Raw genomic sequence first — 17,758 nt, 5'->3', positions numbered from 1 at the left:
ACGCATCGGTGATGACACCGGCGAATTCCGGGTCGACCAGGATGATCTTGGCGCCGCCATGGTCGAGCTGGAAGGCGATGGAGGGCGGATCGAGGCGGATGTTGAGAGCGTTGAGCACAGCGCCGGTCATGGGAATTGCGAAATGCGCCTCGTTCATTGCCGGAGTGTTCGGCAGCATCGCAGCGACGGTGTCGCCGACGCCGATGCCTTTGCTGGCAAGATAGGAGGCAAAGCGCTTGCAGCGCTCATGCGTCTGCCGCCACGTGAAGCTGCGGCCTTCATAGACCGTGCTGATGTGATCGGGATAGACGCCGGCGCTGCGCGCGAGGAAGCTCAGCGGCGACAGCGGCACATAATTGGCGGCGGTCTTGTCGAGGCCGATATTGTACTGGTTCTGCCGCTCACTCATCGACACCCTCCTTGACGCCATGCGTTACAGGAATCCGATCGAGATCCAGGGGAACACCGCGACGACGATCAATCCCACCAGCAGCGCCAGCAGATAACCCCAGATCGGCCTGATGCCCTCGGCAGGCTCAACGCGTCCGATGGCACAGGCAGCATAATAACCGACGCCGAACGGCGGCGCGAATAGCCCGATACCCATCGCAAGAATGATGATCATGGCGTAGTGCACCTCGTGCACGCCAACGGCGCGGGCGATCGGAAACAGCAGCGGCCCGAACAGCACGATCGCCGGGATGCCCTCCAGCACGCTGCCGAGAATGGTGAAGGCCAGGATCGATACGGCGATGAAGCTCGCAGCTCCCCCTGGCAATCCGGTCATGGCGGAGGCCAGCGAGCGCGAGAAGCCTGATTGCGTCAGGCCCCAGGCCATGCCGGTAGCCGTGCCGATGATCAGCAGGATCGCACCCGACAGCGCTGCCGTCTCGACCAGCATCGGAAACAGCCGCTGCCAGTCGAAGCGGCGGTAGATGACGAGACCGACAAGGGCGCCATAGACGATGCCGATGGTCGAGACCTCGGTGGCGGTCGCTATGCCTTCGACGACGGCGTAGCGGATCACGAAGGGCAGCGCGAGCGCGGGCAGGGCGATGACGAAGGTCTTGCCGATCTCGGACGCGGTTGCGCGGCGGACATGGCTCATGTCCTCATGGCGGTAGCGCCACCACACCAGCATGCAGAGCGTGACCGCGAGCACGACGCCTGGCAGCAGGCCGCCGGTGAAGAGGGCGGCGATCGAGACGCCGGTGACCGAGCCGATCGTGATCAGCACCAGGCTCGGCGGAATGGTTTCAGTCTGGGCGCCGGTCGCCGCGAGCAGTGCGACGAGATCGCCGGGCTTGGCGCCACGCTGCTTCATCTCCGGGAACAGCACGGGCGCGACCGCAGCCATGTCGGCGGCCTTGGCGCCTGATATGCCGGAGACCAGGTACATGGCGCCGACCAGCACGTAGTGCAGGCCGCCGCGGACATGGCCGAGCAGGCTCGCCAGGAACGCCACCATGGCCCGGGCCATGCCGGTCATCTCGATCAGGAGCCCCAGGAACACGAACAGCGGCACGGACAGCAGGATGAGGTGGCTCATGCCTTCGTCCATCCGTCCGACCAGCACCATGACCGGCGTGTGCGTGGTCAGCGCCAGATAGCCGAAGATGGCTAGGCCAAAGCCGAACGCAATGGGAACGCCGGCGAAGACGCAGAAGCCGGCGACGCCGACGAAGAAGATGACGAGGTTGAGATTGCCGAGCGGCCGCAGGTAGGGCTGTGCCAGCCAGAACAGCCCGACCACGAGCGCGACCGACATTGCGGCCGTCAGCACCTTCAGGTAGTCGGCCGCCCGCAAAAGACGCAGCAGCGCGAATGCCGCCATCAGGCAGAGCCCGACCGGCAGCGCGACGGCGCGCCACATGTTCGAAATCTGCAGCGCTGGCGTCGTAATGAAGCTCTCTTCGTAGGCGTAGTCGTAGGCCGGCCAGACGATCATCGCCAGGAACGCCAGCGCGGCAGAGACCGCCACCAGATCGAGCCAGGCCCGCATCGCAGGCGTGGCGCTGGCGACGATCGCGGTCATTCGCATATGCTCGGAGCGGCGGAACGCCACTGCCGCGCCAAGCATGGCCAGCCACAGGAAAAGGATCGAGGCAAGCTCGTCCGACCAGATCAGCGGCCTGTGCAAGCCGTAGCGCGCGACCACGCCGGCGAACAGGATCACGATCTCGGCGACGACCAGGATCGCCGCGGGGATCTCGACGGCGAGGCCGAGGATGCGCTCCAGCGAGGCCAGCAACTGAGATCGGCGAGGGGGCTGACCAGCCACCTCGCCCACCATTTCGGTCACCTGAGCCTCGACCTGAGCCATGACGGCCCCAACGCGTTACGACAGCTTGCCGACGGCCTTTTCCAGCAGCTCCCAGGCCTGCTCGCCATATTTGCCCTTCCATTCGGCATAGAAGCCGGCGGAGCGCAGCTTGTCGCGGAATGGCGCGACCGTGGGCTGGTTGAAGGTCAGGCCCTTGCCCGCCAGCTCCTGCTGGAGATTGGCGTTCAGCTTGGCGGTGTCTTCGCGCTCCTTGAGGGCGGCCGCGTTGATGTTCTTGGCGACGATGGTCTTGATGTCGTCAGGCAGCGCGGCCCAGGCTCTGCGGTTGGCCAGGAACCAGAATCCGTCCCACATGTGGTTGGTCAGCGAGCAGTATTTCTGCACCTCGTAGAGCTTGGCCGTCGAGATGATCGCCAGCGGGTTCTCCTGGCCCTCGACGATCTTGGTCTGGAGTGCGGAATAGACCTCGGCGAAATTGATCGAGGCGGGGGCGGCGTCGAACGCCTTGAACATCGAGGTCCATAGCGGCGACACCGGCACGCGGATCTTGAAGCCCTTGAAGTCATCGGGTCCGGTGATCGGCTTGGTCGACGACGTGGTCTGGCGGAAGCCGTTGTCCCAGATCTTGTCCATGACCTCGAGGCCGGCCTTCTTGATCTCGCCGCGGACAAAGGCGCCGAGCTCGCCATCCATGGCCTTCCAGACCGTGTCGTAGTCCGGGAATGCGAAGCCGATGCCATTGATGGACGCGGCCGGCACCAGGGTCGACAGGATCAGGCCCGACAGCGTGAAGAACTCGACGCCGCCGGAGCGGATCTGGCTCAGCATGTCGGTGTCGGAGCCGAGCTGGTTGTTCGGAAAGATCTGGAGGTCGAACTTGCCGCCAGTCTCGCTCTTGATCGCCGCGGCCATCTCCTTGGCGCGGACGTTCAGCGGATGCGAGTCAGGCAGGTTGTTGGCATATTTGTAGGAGAACGCGGCGGCCTGGGCACGGGCCACATAGGGCGCGCTGACCCCGCCAAAAACGGCGGTCGCGGCGGTGGCCTTGAGAAGCGTGCGGCGGGAAAAACTCATGGGTGGGCTTCCTCGGAAGTTTGTTCTTGTTGTGAGACGCAAACCTATACGGACGTCTGGTCGGCAGTCATCTGCGATCTCGCGGAGCTCGCTTATTGCAGCCGGACAGGGTCGCGGCAATATCGGCTTTCGATGTGGATCAGCCGCGATCCAAAACGCGAAAACAACCCCATGCACAGTAGCCGTCAAGCGTGGAGAGCCGAGGCCTGAATTGACGCTGGAGCGAAGGCGGCGTGGCAGCAATTCGGCCTAAATACTTGATCTAATTCGATATAAATATATTCCATAATATACCTTATGCGAATTACGGATATGGGTGGGCCCATAGGATTATCAGTCTGGCCCGGCATTTGGGAACCGAGCTTCATGGACCGGGAAATCGCCAATCGCGAAGGGTTCGGTCGCCAGTGCACCCCTGCTCGGCCTTTGAGCACCCTCCTCGTTGACGCTGGTTAGTTTGCTTGGGCGAGCGCATTCCTGATCAGCGTCGCGACCGAGCCGTCGTCGGTGAAGCCAAGCACGCGCTCCTCGGCAACGTCCAGTTCGGGAAAGCGGCCAAAAGTCGCCTCGATGCGGTGATCCGGACGATATTGAACGAGGGACGTTCGTCCCGTTCCAACGACCTCCGCAACCGCTTCGACGACTTCTCCGATGGTTAGATGCAGCGCCGGAAGCTGAACGGTACGGCAATGGGCGATCGCGCCGGCGTGCTTGAGGTTGTTCACCGCCGCGACGACGGATAGCCACCACATGGTGGCGCTCGGCGACACGGGACAGCAACAGGGCTCGCCGGCCGAGAGCGAGTGCAGGAGCTCACTCATGAAGGCGGAGCCGAATCCGGTCGCCGGGCCTGGGCGGGCCACAATGCCGGGCAGCCGCACCGAGATGCCGGTCATCTCACCCCGCCTGGTGTGGTCGGCCAAGGCGATCTCGACCATGCGCTTGTGCGCGCCATAGGTAATCGCAGGACGCGGCGGCGTTCGCGAACTGACGGGGCCGGAGCTCGGGCCGTAGACCGCAATGCTGCTGGCATAGACCACGCGAGGGCAGCGAGACGTCGCCGCCAGTCGTTCCAGAAGATCGAGCGAGGCGTCGAGATTGACGCGACGTCCGAGCCGCGGATCTTTTTCGGCAAGCGCTCCCGGCACACTCGAGAGATGGAAGACCAGATCGAATTCGTCGCGAAAGATCGCGTCCATGACGGCACGATCGTCGATCCCGCCGCAAATCCAGCGTACGATGCCTGCTGCAGCCCAAGCCGGCCGCTCGGCTAGGTCGACGGCGACGATTTCCTGCACAGCGTGGTCGCCCATGAGCGACTTCAACAGCGCGCTGCCGATGAATCCCCCCGCCCCGGTGACCAGAATCCGCATCGGCTCACACGACCCCGCGATCGGACGAGTGAGCCCGCGCCGCAGCCTCTGGGCGCCCGCCCGCCCCGACGACCTTCTGATCGACGCGACCAAATGGTCCGTCACGCCCATCGGCGAAGCGCGCCTGCATGGACACGCGATCCCCGAATTTCAGGAACGGCGTCCTGGCCGCGCCATGATCGAGCATTTCGATGGCGCGTATCTCCGCAAGGCAGCTCGAGCCCACCGAGCGATCGGCGTTCGACACGGTTCCCGATCCGATGATCGTCCCCGCCGTGAGGCGGCGCGTTTTTGCGGCATGGGCGATCAGCTCCGCAAAGCTGAATGCCATCTCACGGCCCGAAGCCGCGCCGATCCGCTCCCCGTTGCGCCAGACGCCAAGCTGCATGTCGACGCGTTCGTCACGCCAGGCGTCGCCGAGCTCGTCCGGCGTTACGGCGATTGGCGCGAAGCTCGTCGAGGGCTTGGCCTGGAGGAAGCCAAATCCGGTTCGCACCTCGCGCGCTCCAATGGTGCGCAGGCTCCAGTCGTTGATCTGCACCACGAGCCGGATGTGCTTGCCGCACTGCGCAGTCTGCGTCGCCATCGCGACCTCGTCGACGATCACCCCGAACTCGCCCTCGAAATCGATCCCGTCAGCCTCGGTCACAAAAGGCACATCGGCATGCGGACCAAGAAAATCGTCGCTCGCTCCCTGATACATCACCGGGATCGTGTCGAAATCCGGAATTGGCGGTTTGTCGAACGCAAGATCCATCAGCCGCCCATGATTGAGAAATGCTGACCCATCGCACCATTGCGGCGCGCGCGGCAGCGGCGCGAGGCAGCGAGTTGGATCAAACGGCACGGCATCCTCGGCGCGGCCGTGGTCGAGCCGCTCGCCGAGAAGGCGCAATGGCGCCTCCACCGATGGCCAGCAGCGCAGCGCCGTCAGGAGATTCGGCGCGATCACGCGCGCACCGACCGCCCGCTGAAGATCCCTGGAAACGACGACCAGCTTGCCGTCGATGGTTCCGTCATCGTAGGTCGCAAGTCTCATGAGCCAGCCTTCGATGCACTGACTTCGTCGCTGAATTGTCCATCGACAAGCATGAACAGCATTCGACAGGGTTGGCCGCTTCGGTTGGCCCACGCGTGGTTCGTGCCACGCTGGATCACGACGTCGCCGGCTTTCAGGTTCGCTTCGCCCTTGTCGAGCACCAGCGTGATCTCCCCGGAGATGACGATCCCGTAGTCGACGGTTTCGGTGCGATGCATCAACGGATGCGGCGAGTCCGGTCGCACGGTCGATGCATGCGCGTCGCCGACCTGGCTGAACGCATCCTTCATCCGCGCCGCGCCGTTCTTGAGGAAGTCCTCGGTGTCGGGCGGAATATCAACGAAACGGATGCGAGTGCCATGCGCCGGCGGCGGCAGGCACAGCGGGCCAATCGTCGGGTCCGGTCCGTTATCGATGGAGACAGGCGTTGCAGCCGTGCTCCACACCTCATGGAACATCGTCCCCGGAATTGCGGCGAGCGCGACCACCGTCGGCAAGGAGCCATCGGTTGCGATCACGGCATCACCATGCCTATCATGACCTGTCACGACACGACGAATTGGTGCAAGCGACATTTGTATTCCTCAATTTGATTCGTCATCAGGCGACTTCGAGCGATTGCGTACGTGCGCCCCCTGCCCTCGTGGCAAACACCCTGGAGAACAGCAAGACAGCGACGGTCGAGATGGCGATCGCGCCAAGTCCCAGTGCCTGGTAGCCGAAGGATTGAACCAGCGTGCCGCCCAGGATCGGACCGACCGCGGCTCCGATCATCAGCATCGCCGGCGTTCCCGCAAGCGCGCGGGCCGTCGGATCGAGCCGCGACAGCAGGCCGAAGGCGAATGTATGCGTGAAGATCATCACCGCGGCGAACAGCACCGTCGGGATCGCATAGGCAAGAAAGCCGCTGCCGAAGGTGATCGCCAATGCGATAACTGCCTGACAGATCGGCCCCGCGATTACCACGGTCCTCGCCGACAGCTTCTTTTCCAGGGCAGCCGCGAGCGGTGCCGGCAGGAGATTGACGAAGCCAAGCGCGATCAGCACGCCGGTGACCGCTTCGGTGCCGTAACCTCTGTCGACCCCGATGCGCTCGATGAAACTGAACATCATCGCCTGGGTCAGCGCCATGCAGCTCACCCCGGCCACGCCGAACCACACGGCTCGAGAGAGGTGGCTGACGTCCGCGATCAAGTTTTCCTCACGCGCGACGACGGCAGGAAAAGAGATCGCAGCAACGATCGCGGCAATCGCCATGACGACCGAGAATACCGCGAACAGCGCGCGCCCTCCGAACGCGCCGATCAGGTTCGGCGTCGCGCCGAGGAACACGATGGCGAAGGCGCCCAGCGCCATGCCAACGATCGCAAACAGGCGATGCGGATTGGCACCGCGCGCGATCGTCCCATGCGCGAAGCTGAGGCCGCACGCGGCCGATGCGCCCGCAAAGGCGTGCAAGACGGCCAGCGTCGGAAACTCTGTGACCCATGCTGCGGCGAAGAAGGCTGCCGCGGCAAGCGCGAAGCCGCCGATCACGGCCAGCCGCGCATTCATGCGGTTGAGGCGTGGTGCAAAGAACAGGCTGCTGAGCACCGCGCCGATCAGGAACAGGGTCGCAAGCCCGCCTGCCTGCTGAGGCGCGAACTTGTACTGCGCGATCAGGGCGCCGACCCAGACCGGCAAGGCGACGAGGTCCACCATGCCGGCGCAGTGCGCCACCATCAATGGAAGACGGCCTGACCAGTTTTCCGTTGTCGATTGCATTGCTATTCCCCCTCTTCTTTGTGTGTTGTGTTTCGGCGCGAAAGCAACGAGGTGCGGGCTGCGCTCGCAGCCTTTCCTCGGATCAAATCGGCTGCGTCAGCGCCATGACCGACTCCCGCATGATCCTCGCATGCTCGGCTTTGTCGCCGTTCTCCATCTCGATCCGGCAGAGCCGTTCCGAATTCTCGATCACCATGCGGCAACGCTCCCAGCGCCGCGCGTGGAAGCCGTCGAACGCGTCTTGCAGGGTCGCAGCCTTGGCCAGCTCCTCCGCAAGAACGATGCCGCTCTCGATGCCGATGCCGGCGCCGGACGCCAGATGCGGCGTGGTCGCCGCGACCGTATCGCCGATCAGAATGACGCGCCCGCGATTCCACGGTGCCGGCACGAGGAGGTTGGCCAGCGGTCGGTAGTCGATCGCGGCCTCGGGGGCGAGGAGATGGGGGCGAAGCGCGGCGAGAACCGGGTCGCTGAACGGCTCGATCATGCTCGCGACAAGCTGCGGCCAGGTCTTCGCATCAACGTTGAGCTTTCCCGGCCGCGGCTCGGTGACGAACATATACAAGTGCGTCGGCGAGACCGGATTCACGCCGACCTTTACTGCGCCACCCAGCCACATGCGCGGACGTTCGATATCGGATGGCCTCGGCAAAACCGCCCGCCAGACGCCCTGTCCGATATATTGCGGCGGCTTGACCTCCGGAAAGAAACGTTCGCGTGTTTTCGAGTGGACGCCGTCGGCGGCGACGACCAGATCGTAGGTGCCAGTCGTCCCGTCTGTGAACGCGACGGCGACCTGATCGCCCCTCTCCTCGATCGCCGTATAGGTGCATCCGACGCGAACCGCGACGTCGCTCGCGCGGGTGGCGTCTGCGAGGATCCGTCCCAGTTCAGGCCGCATGATCCCGCCGCCCCCTGGAACGTCCGAGCCCGCGACTTTGGGCGTCGGAATCTCGCCAATCTTGTGCCCGGTGGGCGTGAACAGATCGACGCCGCTGGAGGTGAAACCGCGCCTTGCGAATTCGCCGAAGACGCCGATCGTCTCGAGCGCGCGCAAGGTCGGACCATTCACGGTGATGCCGGCCCCTTCAGGACGCCAATTGGGATCGATCTCGACGAGATCGACGTCGATGCCGGCTTTGCGCATCTGGATGGCCGCAGCCATGCCGGAAAATCCGCCGCCGATGACCAATACTTTACGAACCACCGCCAAGGTGTCCCTCCTCTTGAAACTCGCGCCTTTTCGGCTGCCTTATTCTTCTTTCACCAAGAGATCGCCGCGCAGATCAACGATGATCGGCACGGCGGTCAGTCTTTTGCCCATGCACGGGCCCTGCACACACATCCCGCTGTCCGGCAGGAATTCCGCCCCATGCGCATGACACACGATGCGCGTGCCGTCGGCATTCAGATACGCGTCCTTGCGCCAGGCCATCGGCGCTCCGTCGATATGCGGACAGGCGTTGCGCCAGGCCTGCAGGACACCGCCCCACCGAACGACGAACATCGTGTCCTCACCGGACTCGTACGGATCGAATCCGCGCGATTGACCTTCGCCGATCTCGTCGGCTCGGCCAACCCGGAGTAGCCCTGCAATCTTCACCTCAAGCGTAGTCACCATTTTCGTGGATCCCTGGACCTGGAGCCCATTTCTTGCGCATCTTCAAAAGGAACGTCTGTGACGCATCTGCCGACAGCGCGGCTTCGCGCGGCGTCCAGTTGGCGTCGTGCATATCCATGTCCGCATCCATCTCGATGTGGCAGGCGAACGGGCTGTTGAAGTACCAGAACCAGTTCGAGCCCAGGATGTGGCGGCCGGGCCCCCAGAACGCCTGATAGCCCTTTTCCACGAAACGGTAGCCGTTGGTGATCATCTCCGACGGACCGCCGAAATGGAATGTGAAGTGCTCGACGCCGTGCATATGCGGAGGTGCGTCGATCAGGAAGTGGGTGTGATGGTCGAGCGACCCCGCCGGTTGCAGAAACGGACCGGTCGAGGTGAAACGATCCGTGCAGCGAAAGCCCAGCCGGTTGACGTAGAAGGCCTCCGCCTTCAGTACGTCGGGCACAAAATACACCACATGCGATAGCGAGCGCGGGCGGATCACCGTGCCGGGCGGCGGCACACCGAGGCTGTTGACGGGACGGAAGACCACGCCACCGGGGGCGTTGGAAATTTCGCCTGGCAATGCGAACGGCCGGCGCACGGTCACACGAAAGCCGATGACGAAATTCGAATCGTCGACCGATTCGATCGAGCCGTCAGGCAGCACCCGGACTTCCCGATCCCGGCGCAATTCCGCAGCGATCGCCTGCAGCGTCGCGCTGTCGGCGACGCCCATCATGGTCTTGCGCAGGCGACAACCAGGCGCAGGCGGCGCGGGCAGCCGCGGATTGTCTTGGCGCGCGATCACCACCGATGTGCCGTCAATCGCCTCGAACCGTCCTCCAGCATCCGAGACGTCGACGGGCGTCAGCCCATAGTCGGTGAGGAAGCGCGCGGTACCGGGCACGTCATCCACGCCGAAGATCAAACTATCCAGACCTACGATTTTCATTCTTCCCTCCGGAAATGCCGGCATTCAACTGGTGCGCCCGCTCAATGTCTCGGCCACCCAATCGGCGATGTACTGGCCCGCGTTGATGCTGTTGTCGAAACTCGCATGCTGCGCGCCGCCTTCGCGGTCGGTGAAGACCTTGAGCTCGCGCTTCGGGCTGTTCACAAGATGCTCGTAGGTGCGCTCCGCCCAATGCAGCGGAATCTGCGAGTCCTTCTCGCCATGGGTCACGAGGAACGGCACCCTGATGCGGTCAAGGATGCCGTCGAGATGAACGTTCTCGGCAATCCGTTCGAAATCGGCCTGGTCCTTGGCGCCCCAAACCCAGCGCACATGCGCCCAGTAATGCGGGACCGGGAAGCTGCCCTCCTTCTGCAGCCGCTTCCTCTGCACATCGCGCCAGTCATGATTGGCGCCCCAGGCGACTCCGCAAGCAAAGCGCGGCTCGAAGGCAACGGCGCGCGGACAAAAATAGCCGCCGAGCGAAACGCCCTCCAAGCCGATCCGTTCGGGATCGACGTCGGCTCGCGTCTCGAGCCAGTCAACCACCCGGCTCGCCCAATGCTCGCTGTCATAGCGCGCCGTCATTCCATGCAGGCGAAGGGCCTCGCCGGAGCCCGGCTGATCGATCACGAGCGAGGAAACGCCCCGCCTGGCAAGCCAGGCCGGCAATCCGACGCGATACTTCATCTCCTTGGTTGAATCGAGACCGTTGACTTGCACCAGGACCGGAGCCGGACCTTCGACGCCATCGGCTCGCACGAGAAGACCGGCGATGTGGGCACCCTCATAGGGGATTTCGACCCGCTCGCAATTCTCCCGCGCCAGGGCGACGCCCTTGGCGAACACATCGAGAAAGCGGCCGTAGAGTTCGAGGCGGCCCGGCGCACCGTGGGCCTGCAGCCGCTCGCAGGTGATCAGATAGGTGGCGGCACGTCCGTATTTTTCGCCCGCGGAGAGCCGCCGTCCGCGCTCCTCATCCTCGGCAGCAAGCCCGCAGAGCTTGTCGGCCATGCGCGACCAGGTTTCGCGGAACGCCGCCGTACCTGCGGCATCAGCCTGGCGCGCGGCCTCCTGCAGAGGCGCGCACATCTCCTCGATCTCGCCGATCCTGGCCCCCATTTCGATCGCAAGATCGACCGAGAGATTCCAGACGTAGTTCGTCGGAAAATACCTGAACATTGACCTACTCTCGGCGCACGAAAGACGCGCGCCCTGGACGTTCTTCCCGATCCTCAGGTAGCGCCCTTTTATTCCTCTGAAAAATTGATTATTAAGATCGTTGATATTGATTTCATAAATGGATCATCGGGCGTCGCGATGCGCTTCAACAACAAGTTCGATCTCAACCTTCTCGTCGCCCTGGATCATCTGCTGCACCTGCGCAGCGTGAGCGGGGCAGCGGCGCGCATGAATGTGACGCAGTCCGCGATGAGCAACGCGCTGCTTCGCCTGCGCACCTATTTCGATGACGAGCTTCTGGTGAAGATCGGGCGCAAGATGGAGCTCACGCCCCGCGCCGAGGCGCTGAAGGATTCCATCAGGGACTTGCTGGTCCGGGTCGACTGGACGATCGCCTCAACGTCGGAATTCGATCCGGCTCAGTCCGACCGCTGCTTCAAGATCCTGGCGTCCGACTACACCATGGCGACCCTGGTGCCGGCACTGCTCGCGCGCTGCGAGGCGGCCGCTCCCCGCATTCGCTTCGACTTCCTCCAACAGGTTCAGGCGCCAGAACGCGCCCTGGAGCGCGGCGACGTCGACTTGCTCATCATCCCCCAGGAATTCAGCTCGAAACTTCACCCTTCGGAGGTCCTCTTCGAGGAGGACTTTTGCGCCATCGCCTGGAGCAAGGGGAAGTTCGCTCGGGGAAAGCTTTCGCGCACCGACTACACCAAGGCATCCCACGTTGTGATGCGGCCGGCTATTGCGACTCAATCCCTGGAGACGCGCTACCTGGAACAAGGCGGAGTGACGCGCAACGAGGCGATCTCGACCTACGCCTTCACCGCGATCCCGCATCTTGTCGTGGGAACCAATCGCATCGCCACCCTGCACCGTCGGCTTGCGAAACTTGCGCAGCGAAGCCTACCGATCCGCATCATCGAACTGCCGGTATCGTTGCCAAGCATGCAGCAATGCGCTCAATGGCACCGCTATCGCTCGAATGACGCCGGCCTGATCTGGTTGCGCGATACCATGCGGGCAGCCGCTCTCGACTTGCGCTAAGGCCACACGCAGAAAGCCGGCGCAAATGCGCCGGCTCGCTATCAACGCCTCGTTGGGACCAGATCCTTGGCTGGTCACTCGGATCAGTGCTTGCCCGGTCCGGCACCCGGCGGCGGTGCGGGCACCCAGATTGGGAAAGCCACATTGGCCCAAACGGTGTCGGCCTTGGTGCCGTTCTCCACGTAGAACGTGTGCTGGTAGTTCAGGTTGATTTGAACGGGACCTGCGTTGTAGGTGACCGAGGGGCCGAAATTCAGCGACCGAAGACGGTTGCCATCCTGAACGCCTGCCGCATTGAAGGCCTTGATCCCGTTCACGGTGTCATCTGCATATTGCTGAATGTAACCGCCGACCACGCCCAGTTTCCAAGCGCCGACATTGTAGCCCGAGGTGAAGTCGACTGCCAAAGCGTCGCCACTCCTGTACTGCTGCAGGCCTCCCGTGAAGACGTTGACCGATTCCGTGTTGGTTCCGTTGAGCAACAAGCGCGGCGAGATCGCGAACTCGAACCCCTTGGGATCGGCGTAGCGATACGCGAACACGGGCGAGATCGTGGTGTAGTTGGTGCCCACATTGAGGGGCTTGCTGGGAGAGTAGGTGCCGGTGTTCGGCATGATGTCGAGCCCGAGCGTGACGCTCTGCAGCGGCGAGAGCGCCCAGTTCAGGATCACCGGCGAGATCGTCAGGTTCGCAAATCCGTTGGCCTGGAACGTGCCCCCCGGGTTCGAATTCTCGATGTGGACGTATGGGACAACAAGCTGAGAATAGACGTGAGCGCCAAAGAACTCGCCGGGATAGCTGGCGAGAAACCTGGCCGTTTCCGAAACCGCCGAAAGCTGGAATGGAATGGGCAGCTTGTTGCCGCTTCCATCGTAGAGACCGTTCGCGCTCGTGTAGCTGGTCTGGCTGATCGCAAAGAGACCCGGGATCGGCGGAAAGGCGCCGACGAAAACGCCCGGCGAACCGGCTGGGTAGTTGGTCACGCCGTTCTCTGCGGCCATTGCCCCGTTGGCAGCTCCGACCAGGAGCATCATTGCGGAAAGCTTCAGTACTTGCTTCATAGTCCCCCCATGCGCGATCGTCCTCGCAAGCGAGGTCGCGGGCGTCATCCCCAAGCTCATTCATTCGTGCCGACGCGCCATCGACCGTCGGAATGGCGTCATATTCCGCGAGCTCCAGTCATTCGTAAAATTGATCTTTGAAATCCGAGCTATTTATTAAAATGATGACCGCCCGCCGAGGTCACGCCAGCCAAACGCGGTCACACTGCAACGTCACCCTCATCACTCCCGACACCAGATGGTTCGTCGAGACGACGTGATCGGATCGGCGTGCCGCAACAAAAGTTCGAAAGTGTGGGCCAGTTCATAGAAGCGTCGGCGCGGGAACAGCAGAGTTGGAATTTGGGAGACGACTTTGGGTTGAGGTGCCGCCGATTTTGCGACCGTAGGCGTGGGGCAAGTTGTCTTGGCCGGGCGATCTCATCGACACGGCGATCTCAAGCTGTACCGACTGAAATAGTTCGCAAAATTGTTTTTGGGCGCGGCCGCCGCCGACAGTTCGGCCGCTGGCCACCAAGGGAGGCAGGACATGCGGCGCGATTTGACGATCAAGACCGGCAGCATGAGCGGCACTTCGGACTTCAGGGTGCTGGCTCCGATCAAGAAGGGGTTCGTGTCGTCCCTGGACGCGACGACGTACAAGACACGCGCCAAATATGTCCTGCGCGCGCTGAATGGCGGCCGGGCAAGCGCGTTTGAATACGAACTCGCCCGCGTCCTGTCCGATTCAGTGGATCGTGTCGGGCGCATCCACTCGGTGGGAGTCGCAGTGCTCGAGCCGGAGGACGACGCAGTGGACGCAGTCGACTATGTGCTTCTGACCGCGACATTCGACGGCTCCTGGGAAGCCTATGTCCGCGTCATCTGGCAGAAGGCCGCGCGGCTGCTCGACCTTATCTTCTGCAACACCGAGGGCTATGTGCTCGGTTATGAGAACACCTATGAGGACTGGGGCATTTGGCTGAAGAGCAGGCAGTCGGAGGCCTACTTCCTCTACGCCACGCCCGACCTGACCGTGGACGACACGCGGTTTCTGCGGATGGAGGAGCGCGTCTATCGGCGCGTATCGGGCACTGATGCAGACCAGATCGTCACCCGGATCAGAATTCCCTCCCCTGAAGACATTGCGCGGCGCTCCATATTCGAGGTCGACGGCGCGATCGGCGTTGATCCCACCAATGCCGGCTTCAGCAAGCCGCTCACGATTGCGGCTGCCGGTCGGCCCGCTTTCTATCACGGCATACGCGCGCTGGCCGCGCTGTACCATCTGGCCGATTTCTATCCGCCCGGCACGCACGATGGGCAGACCCTGCACCGCGCGGCGCATGAGCTGCTGCCGGAACTGGTGCTGATGCTGAACGACAGCGCCACCTACGGCGACGGCATCAAGCGCGCCCTCCTGCGTTATGAAGAGGCCGTGCGCTGGCTGATGACCCCGCCCAACGTCGCGGCGCCGCGGCGCAACCTTCCCCTCGCGCTGCCGGCCGAGCCGCCGTTGCAGGATCGGGGCAACGTGCAGGGCGGGATCCTGACCGCCTACCCCGATTCCGATCACGGCTGCCTGCTGCTGTTGCAGTTCGCTAGTCCGGCCGCATTGGCGGCGTTTCTGAACGTGCTTCAGGTGACCTCCGAAGCGGATGTTCCGACCGCAGGGCAGATCGTCACCAATATCGCCTTCACGGTCGAGGGACTGCGTCACGCCGGACTGTCCGATGATGAGGTCCGCTCACTGCCCGAGGAATTCGTGCAGGGCATGGAACGACGCGCCGGTTTGCTCGGCGACGTGCGCTGGAATCATCCCCAGCGATGGCGCCTGCCGGCAAGCAACTGGGCGCTCGGCATTGAGGCGCCGGACCTGCGCGAGGATGACCCGGCGCCGCGCATCAACATGAGCGCCGTCCATGCGGTGCTCCAGCTGCGCCACTTGTCCACGGCGACGCCGATGGCGGAGACCAGAGCAGCGCTGATGGCCGAGATGAAGCGTCTGGTCGACGTGGATCCCGGCGTCAAGCCGCTCTCGATCCAGTGGATGCAGCGCCAGCGCGATGCGGCGGGCAACGTGCAGGACCATTTCGGTTTCACCGACGGCACGTCGAACCCTGTGCTGCGGCAAAGCGATGCCGGCTCGCGTTATTCCAACCAGGTGCATCTCGGCGAAATCCTGTGTGGCTACCCGAACCTGGCCGACGAGAAGGCCCCGTTCGGCGACGAAACCAATCGAATTCATGCGTTCCTTCGCGACGGCAGCTTCCTGGCGCTGCGCAAGCTGCGGCAGGACGTGGAACAGCTCGAGCAGGTCCTTCGCGACGCGCGCCAGGCAACCGAGGCTGTTGCCGGTGGCTCCGCCCCGCCCCTGACGCGCGAGATGCTTCTCGCCAAGATGATGGGGCGCTGGCCCACCGGCCATCAAAAGGCTGGCCAGCCCCTCATCCCGAATCCGCCAACCAACCCGCAGGGCAATGACTTCAACTATGATGGCGACACGCAGGCCCAATCGTGCCCCTATCACGCCCATATACGCCGTGCCAATCCCCGGGTCACGATCACCCCGGCGGATGCCGGCGCCCGGCCGCCCCGCATCGTCAGGCGCGGCATGTCCTACGGACCGCCCATCAAGCGCGATGACCCGCAAGCCGCCAAGGATGCGCTACAGCAGGAACGCGGGCTGGTCTTCATGGCCTACAACGCCAGCCTCGGCGAGCAGTTCGAGGTGGTGCAGAGCTGGCTCGTCGCAGGCAACAGCTCGGGCGCCTTTTCCGGGGAGAGCGATCCGTTCCTCGGCCTTGCCGAGCCGGGCCGGCTCCGACATTTCCGTTTCGAGCATGGCGGCAAGACGGTTCACATGCCGCTCGACGGGTCCGATCGACTCCACGACGAGCCTCGCCCGTTCGTCCGCCTGGAATGGGGAACCTATCTGTTCGCGCCATCGAAGAAGGCGCTCGCCAGCCTGCAGCAATGGGCGGCGGCCCAAGGCCGCAAGCCGCTGGTGACGTGGAGCGTGGACGACGGCGAAAAAGCGATCGCACGGCTGCGTGAGATCGAGAGCCAGCTAGGCGAAGCCGCGGCGATGGCGGCATGGAAAACGGCGCTGGAAGATCCGGATTCGGCCTCGCATTTCGTCAACGCATCGATCTGGGCTGCAATCCGCGAGCGCCACGGCGGCGTCCTCCGCACGCCGTTCGGGGTCCTCGTGGCCGACCGGGAGGAGGTTCAGCAAGTCTTTGCCGATTCAGGCACCAAGCTGACGATCACCGGCTACCTGCCCCGCATGCAGCGGTCATTCGGCATTCTGTATCTCGGCCGCGACGCCGGACAGGAAGATCATGCCTATGAGCAGGAATCCGAGATCTGCAACGCCGCGATCATGGCCCTCGACCAGCGGAGCGCATTCGAGATGGCGCGCAAGGTCACGCAGCAGGTGCTTGGCTTCATGGTCAAGCAGACGATTGCCTATGCCGCTGCCGACGGCGCATCGAGCTGGGACCTGACCGTCGAGGGGCACGAACTCGTGAATCCGCTGCTGGGCGCCTTCTGCGAGGAGTGGTTCGGCTTGAGCGAGAATGGCGGCTACTTCCGTCGCGGCGGCTACCGCTGGGACTGGAAGCCGGGCGATCCCCCCTTCTATCCCGGCCATTTCCTGTCGCCATCGCGCTACATCTTCCAGCCCCATCCGAACAAGGAAGTGGAAGCGGTCGGTGCCGCGCATGGCACCGCCGTACGCAGCGCCATGATCGATTTTCTCGACAAGTTCAAGTCGACGATCACGGCTCCCGTGACCCGAGCAGTCCTCGATTCCCCGCGCGCTGCGGGCGACGTCCCGTTCGTGGCGCGCACGATCGCCGGCGCCATGATGGGCTTCATTCCGACCACCGACGGCAACATGCGCAGGATATTGAACGAATGGCTGCGCGAAGGAAATTTGTGGGCCTTGCGTGCGCGCTACGCCGGCACCGTGGCGGCCGACTATACCGATGCTCTCAACCGGCTGAGAGACGACTTCATCCCGGCCATGCAGCTGCGCGCCGTGCCCGAATTGATCTGGCGCACCGCGATCGTCACGCACATGCGAGGAAAGGACGGGCACCAGGTCGAGGTCAGGCCCGGGGACATCGTCGTCGCCGGCGCGGTCTCCGCCACCCAGCAGAACCTCGTCGAAGGCCGTCAGGACATCTATCACGCCTTCGGCGGCAACCGCAGGGTCGCAGGTCACCCAACGCATTCCTGTCCCGGAGCAGATCCGGCACTGGCGGTGATGCTCGGTTTCTTCAGCGCGCTGGTGGAAACGACGCTGCCGTTGCGCCCCGGCCCTATTCCACTGTCTGTGAGCATGACTGGAAGGGTGCCGCCCCAGCAGCAGGGCTGAACCCGAGATGCAG

At 63.6% G+C, this 17,758-nt stretch carries 14 protein-coding genes; 2 read left to right on the top strand and 12 right to left on the bottom strand.

The window, feature by feature from the left end; genetic code table 11:
- The 11 genes from XH98_RS12850 to XH98_RS12800 form a co-directional block, all read right to left on the bottom strand.
- The coding region (locus XH98_RS12850) for an AMP-binding protein (RefSeq protein ID WP_271618780.1) at positions 1 to 409 on the bottom strand (409 nt) is incomplete at its 3' end.
- Between the two features lie 24 nt (positions 410 to 433).
- On the bottom strand, positions 434 to 2,323 hold the full coding sequence (locus XH98_RS12845) for a TRAP transporter large permease (protein ID WP_271598828.1): 1,890 nt from the start codon (positions 2,321 to 2,323) through the stop codon (positions 434 to 436).
- 15 nt (positions 2,324 to 2,338) lie between these two features.
- Complete coding sequence (locus XH98_RS12840) at positions 2,339 to 3,358, bottom strand: TRAP transporter substrate-binding protein (RefSeq protein WP_271618779.1); 1,020 nt, start codon at positions 3,356 to 3,358, stop codon at positions 2,339 to 2,341.
- A 452-nt stretch (positions 3,359 to 3,810) separates the two neighbouring features.
- A complete protein-coding gene (locus XH98_RS12835) occupies positions 3,811 to 4,731 on the bottom strand; it encodes an NAD-dependent epimerase/dehydratase family protein (RefSeq protein ID WP_271618778.1) in 921 nt (306 codons plus the stop codon).
- Between the two features lie 4 nt (positions 4,732 to 4,735).
- Positions 4,736 to 5,770 carry a fumarylacetoacetate hydrolase family protein gene (locus tag XH98_RS12830; RefSeq protein ID WP_271618777.1) on the bottom strand — a complete coding sequence of 345 codons (1,035 nt, stop codon included), beginning with the start codon at positions 5,768 to 5,770 and terminating at the stop codon, positions 4,736 to 4,738.
- The gene (locus tag XH98_RS12825; protein WP_271618776.1) at positions 5,767 to 6,345 is read right to left on the bottom strand and encodes a cupin domain-containing protein; all 579 of its coding nucleotides are present in this window, start codon (positions 6,343 to 6,345) and stop codon (positions 5,767 to 5,769) included. Before XH98_RS12825 ends, XH98_RS12830 begins: the two co-directional genes overlap by 4 nt.
- 25 nt (positions 6,346 to 6,370) lie before the next feature.
- Complete coding sequence (locus tag XH98_RS12820) at positions 6,371 to 7,534, bottom strand: MFS transporter (RefSeq protein WP_271598823.1); 1,164 nt, start codon at positions 7,532 to 7,534, stop codon at positions 6,371 to 6,373.
- 82 nt (positions 7,535 to 7,616) lie between these two features.
- The gene (locus tag XH98_RS12815; RefSeq protein ID WP_333931828.1) at positions 7,617 to 8,747 is read right to left on the bottom strand and encodes an FAD-dependent oxidoreductase; all 1,131 of its coding nucleotides are present in this window, start codon (positions 8,745 to 8,747) and stop codon (positions 7,617 to 7,619) included.
- A gap of 39 nt (positions 8,748 to 8,786) precedes the next feature.
- Positions 8,787 to 9,155 carry a Rieske (2Fe-2S) protein gene (locus tag XH98_RS12810; protein ID WP_271618775.1) on the bottom strand — a complete coding sequence of 123 codons (369 nt, stop codon included), beginning with the start codon at positions 9,153 to 9,155 and terminating at the stop codon, positions 8,787 to 8,789.
- Positions 9,139 to 10,092, bottom strand: a complete 954-nt coding sequence (locus tag XH98_RS12805) for a VOC family protein (protein WP_271598821.1) — start codon at positions 10,090 to 10,092, stop codon at positions 9,139 to 9,141. Before XH98_RS12805 ends, XH98_RS12810 begins: the two co-directional genes overlap by 17 nt.
- Positions 10,093 to 10,116: 24 nt before the next feature.
- On the bottom strand, positions 10,117 to 11,274 hold the full coding sequence (locus XH98_RS12800) for an alpha/beta hydrolase family protein (protein WP_271598820.1): 1,158 nt from the start codon (positions 11,272 to 11,274) through the stop codon (positions 10,117 to 10,119).
- 138 nt (positions 11,275 to 11,412) lie between these two features.
- Between XH98_RS12800 and XH98_RS12795 the strand changes: the two genes are divergently transcribed.
- A complete protein-coding gene (locus tag XH98_RS12795) occupies positions 11,413 to 12,321 on the top strand; it encodes a LysR family transcriptional regulator (RefSeq protein ID WP_271598819.1) in 909 nt (302 codons plus the stop codon).
- Between the two features lie 83 nt (positions 12,322 to 12,404).
- On the opposite strand, the gene XH98_RS12790 is transcribed toward XH98_RS12795, so the two are convergent.
- Complete coding sequence (locus tag XH98_RS12790; protein WP_271618793.1) at positions 12,405 to 13,382, bottom strand: SphA family protein; 978 nt, start codon at positions 13,380 to 13,382, stop codon at positions 12,405 to 12,407.
- Between the two features lie 529 nt (positions 13,383 to 13,911).
- Here XH98_RS12790 and XH98_RS12785 point away from each other — a divergent pair.
- On the top strand, positions 13,912 to 17,745 hold the full coding sequence (locus XH98_RS12785) for a Dyp-type peroxidase (RefSeq protein WP_271618774.1): 3,834 nt from the start codon (positions 13,912 to 13,914) through the stop codon (positions 17,743 to 17,745).
- Positions 17,746 to 17,758: the final 13 nt, after the last annotated feature.

It is taken from the genome of Bradyrhizobium sp. CCBAU 51745 (genome assembly GCF_028128715.1).
In the GTDB taxonomy this organism is placed as follows: domain Bacteria; phylum Pseudomonadota; class Alphaproteobacteria; order Rhizobiales; family Xanthobacteraceae; genus Bradyrhizobium; species Bradyrhizobium manausense.
Note: the sequence above shows the minus strand (reverse complement) of the source record. Positions and strands in the feature narration are given on the sequence as shown.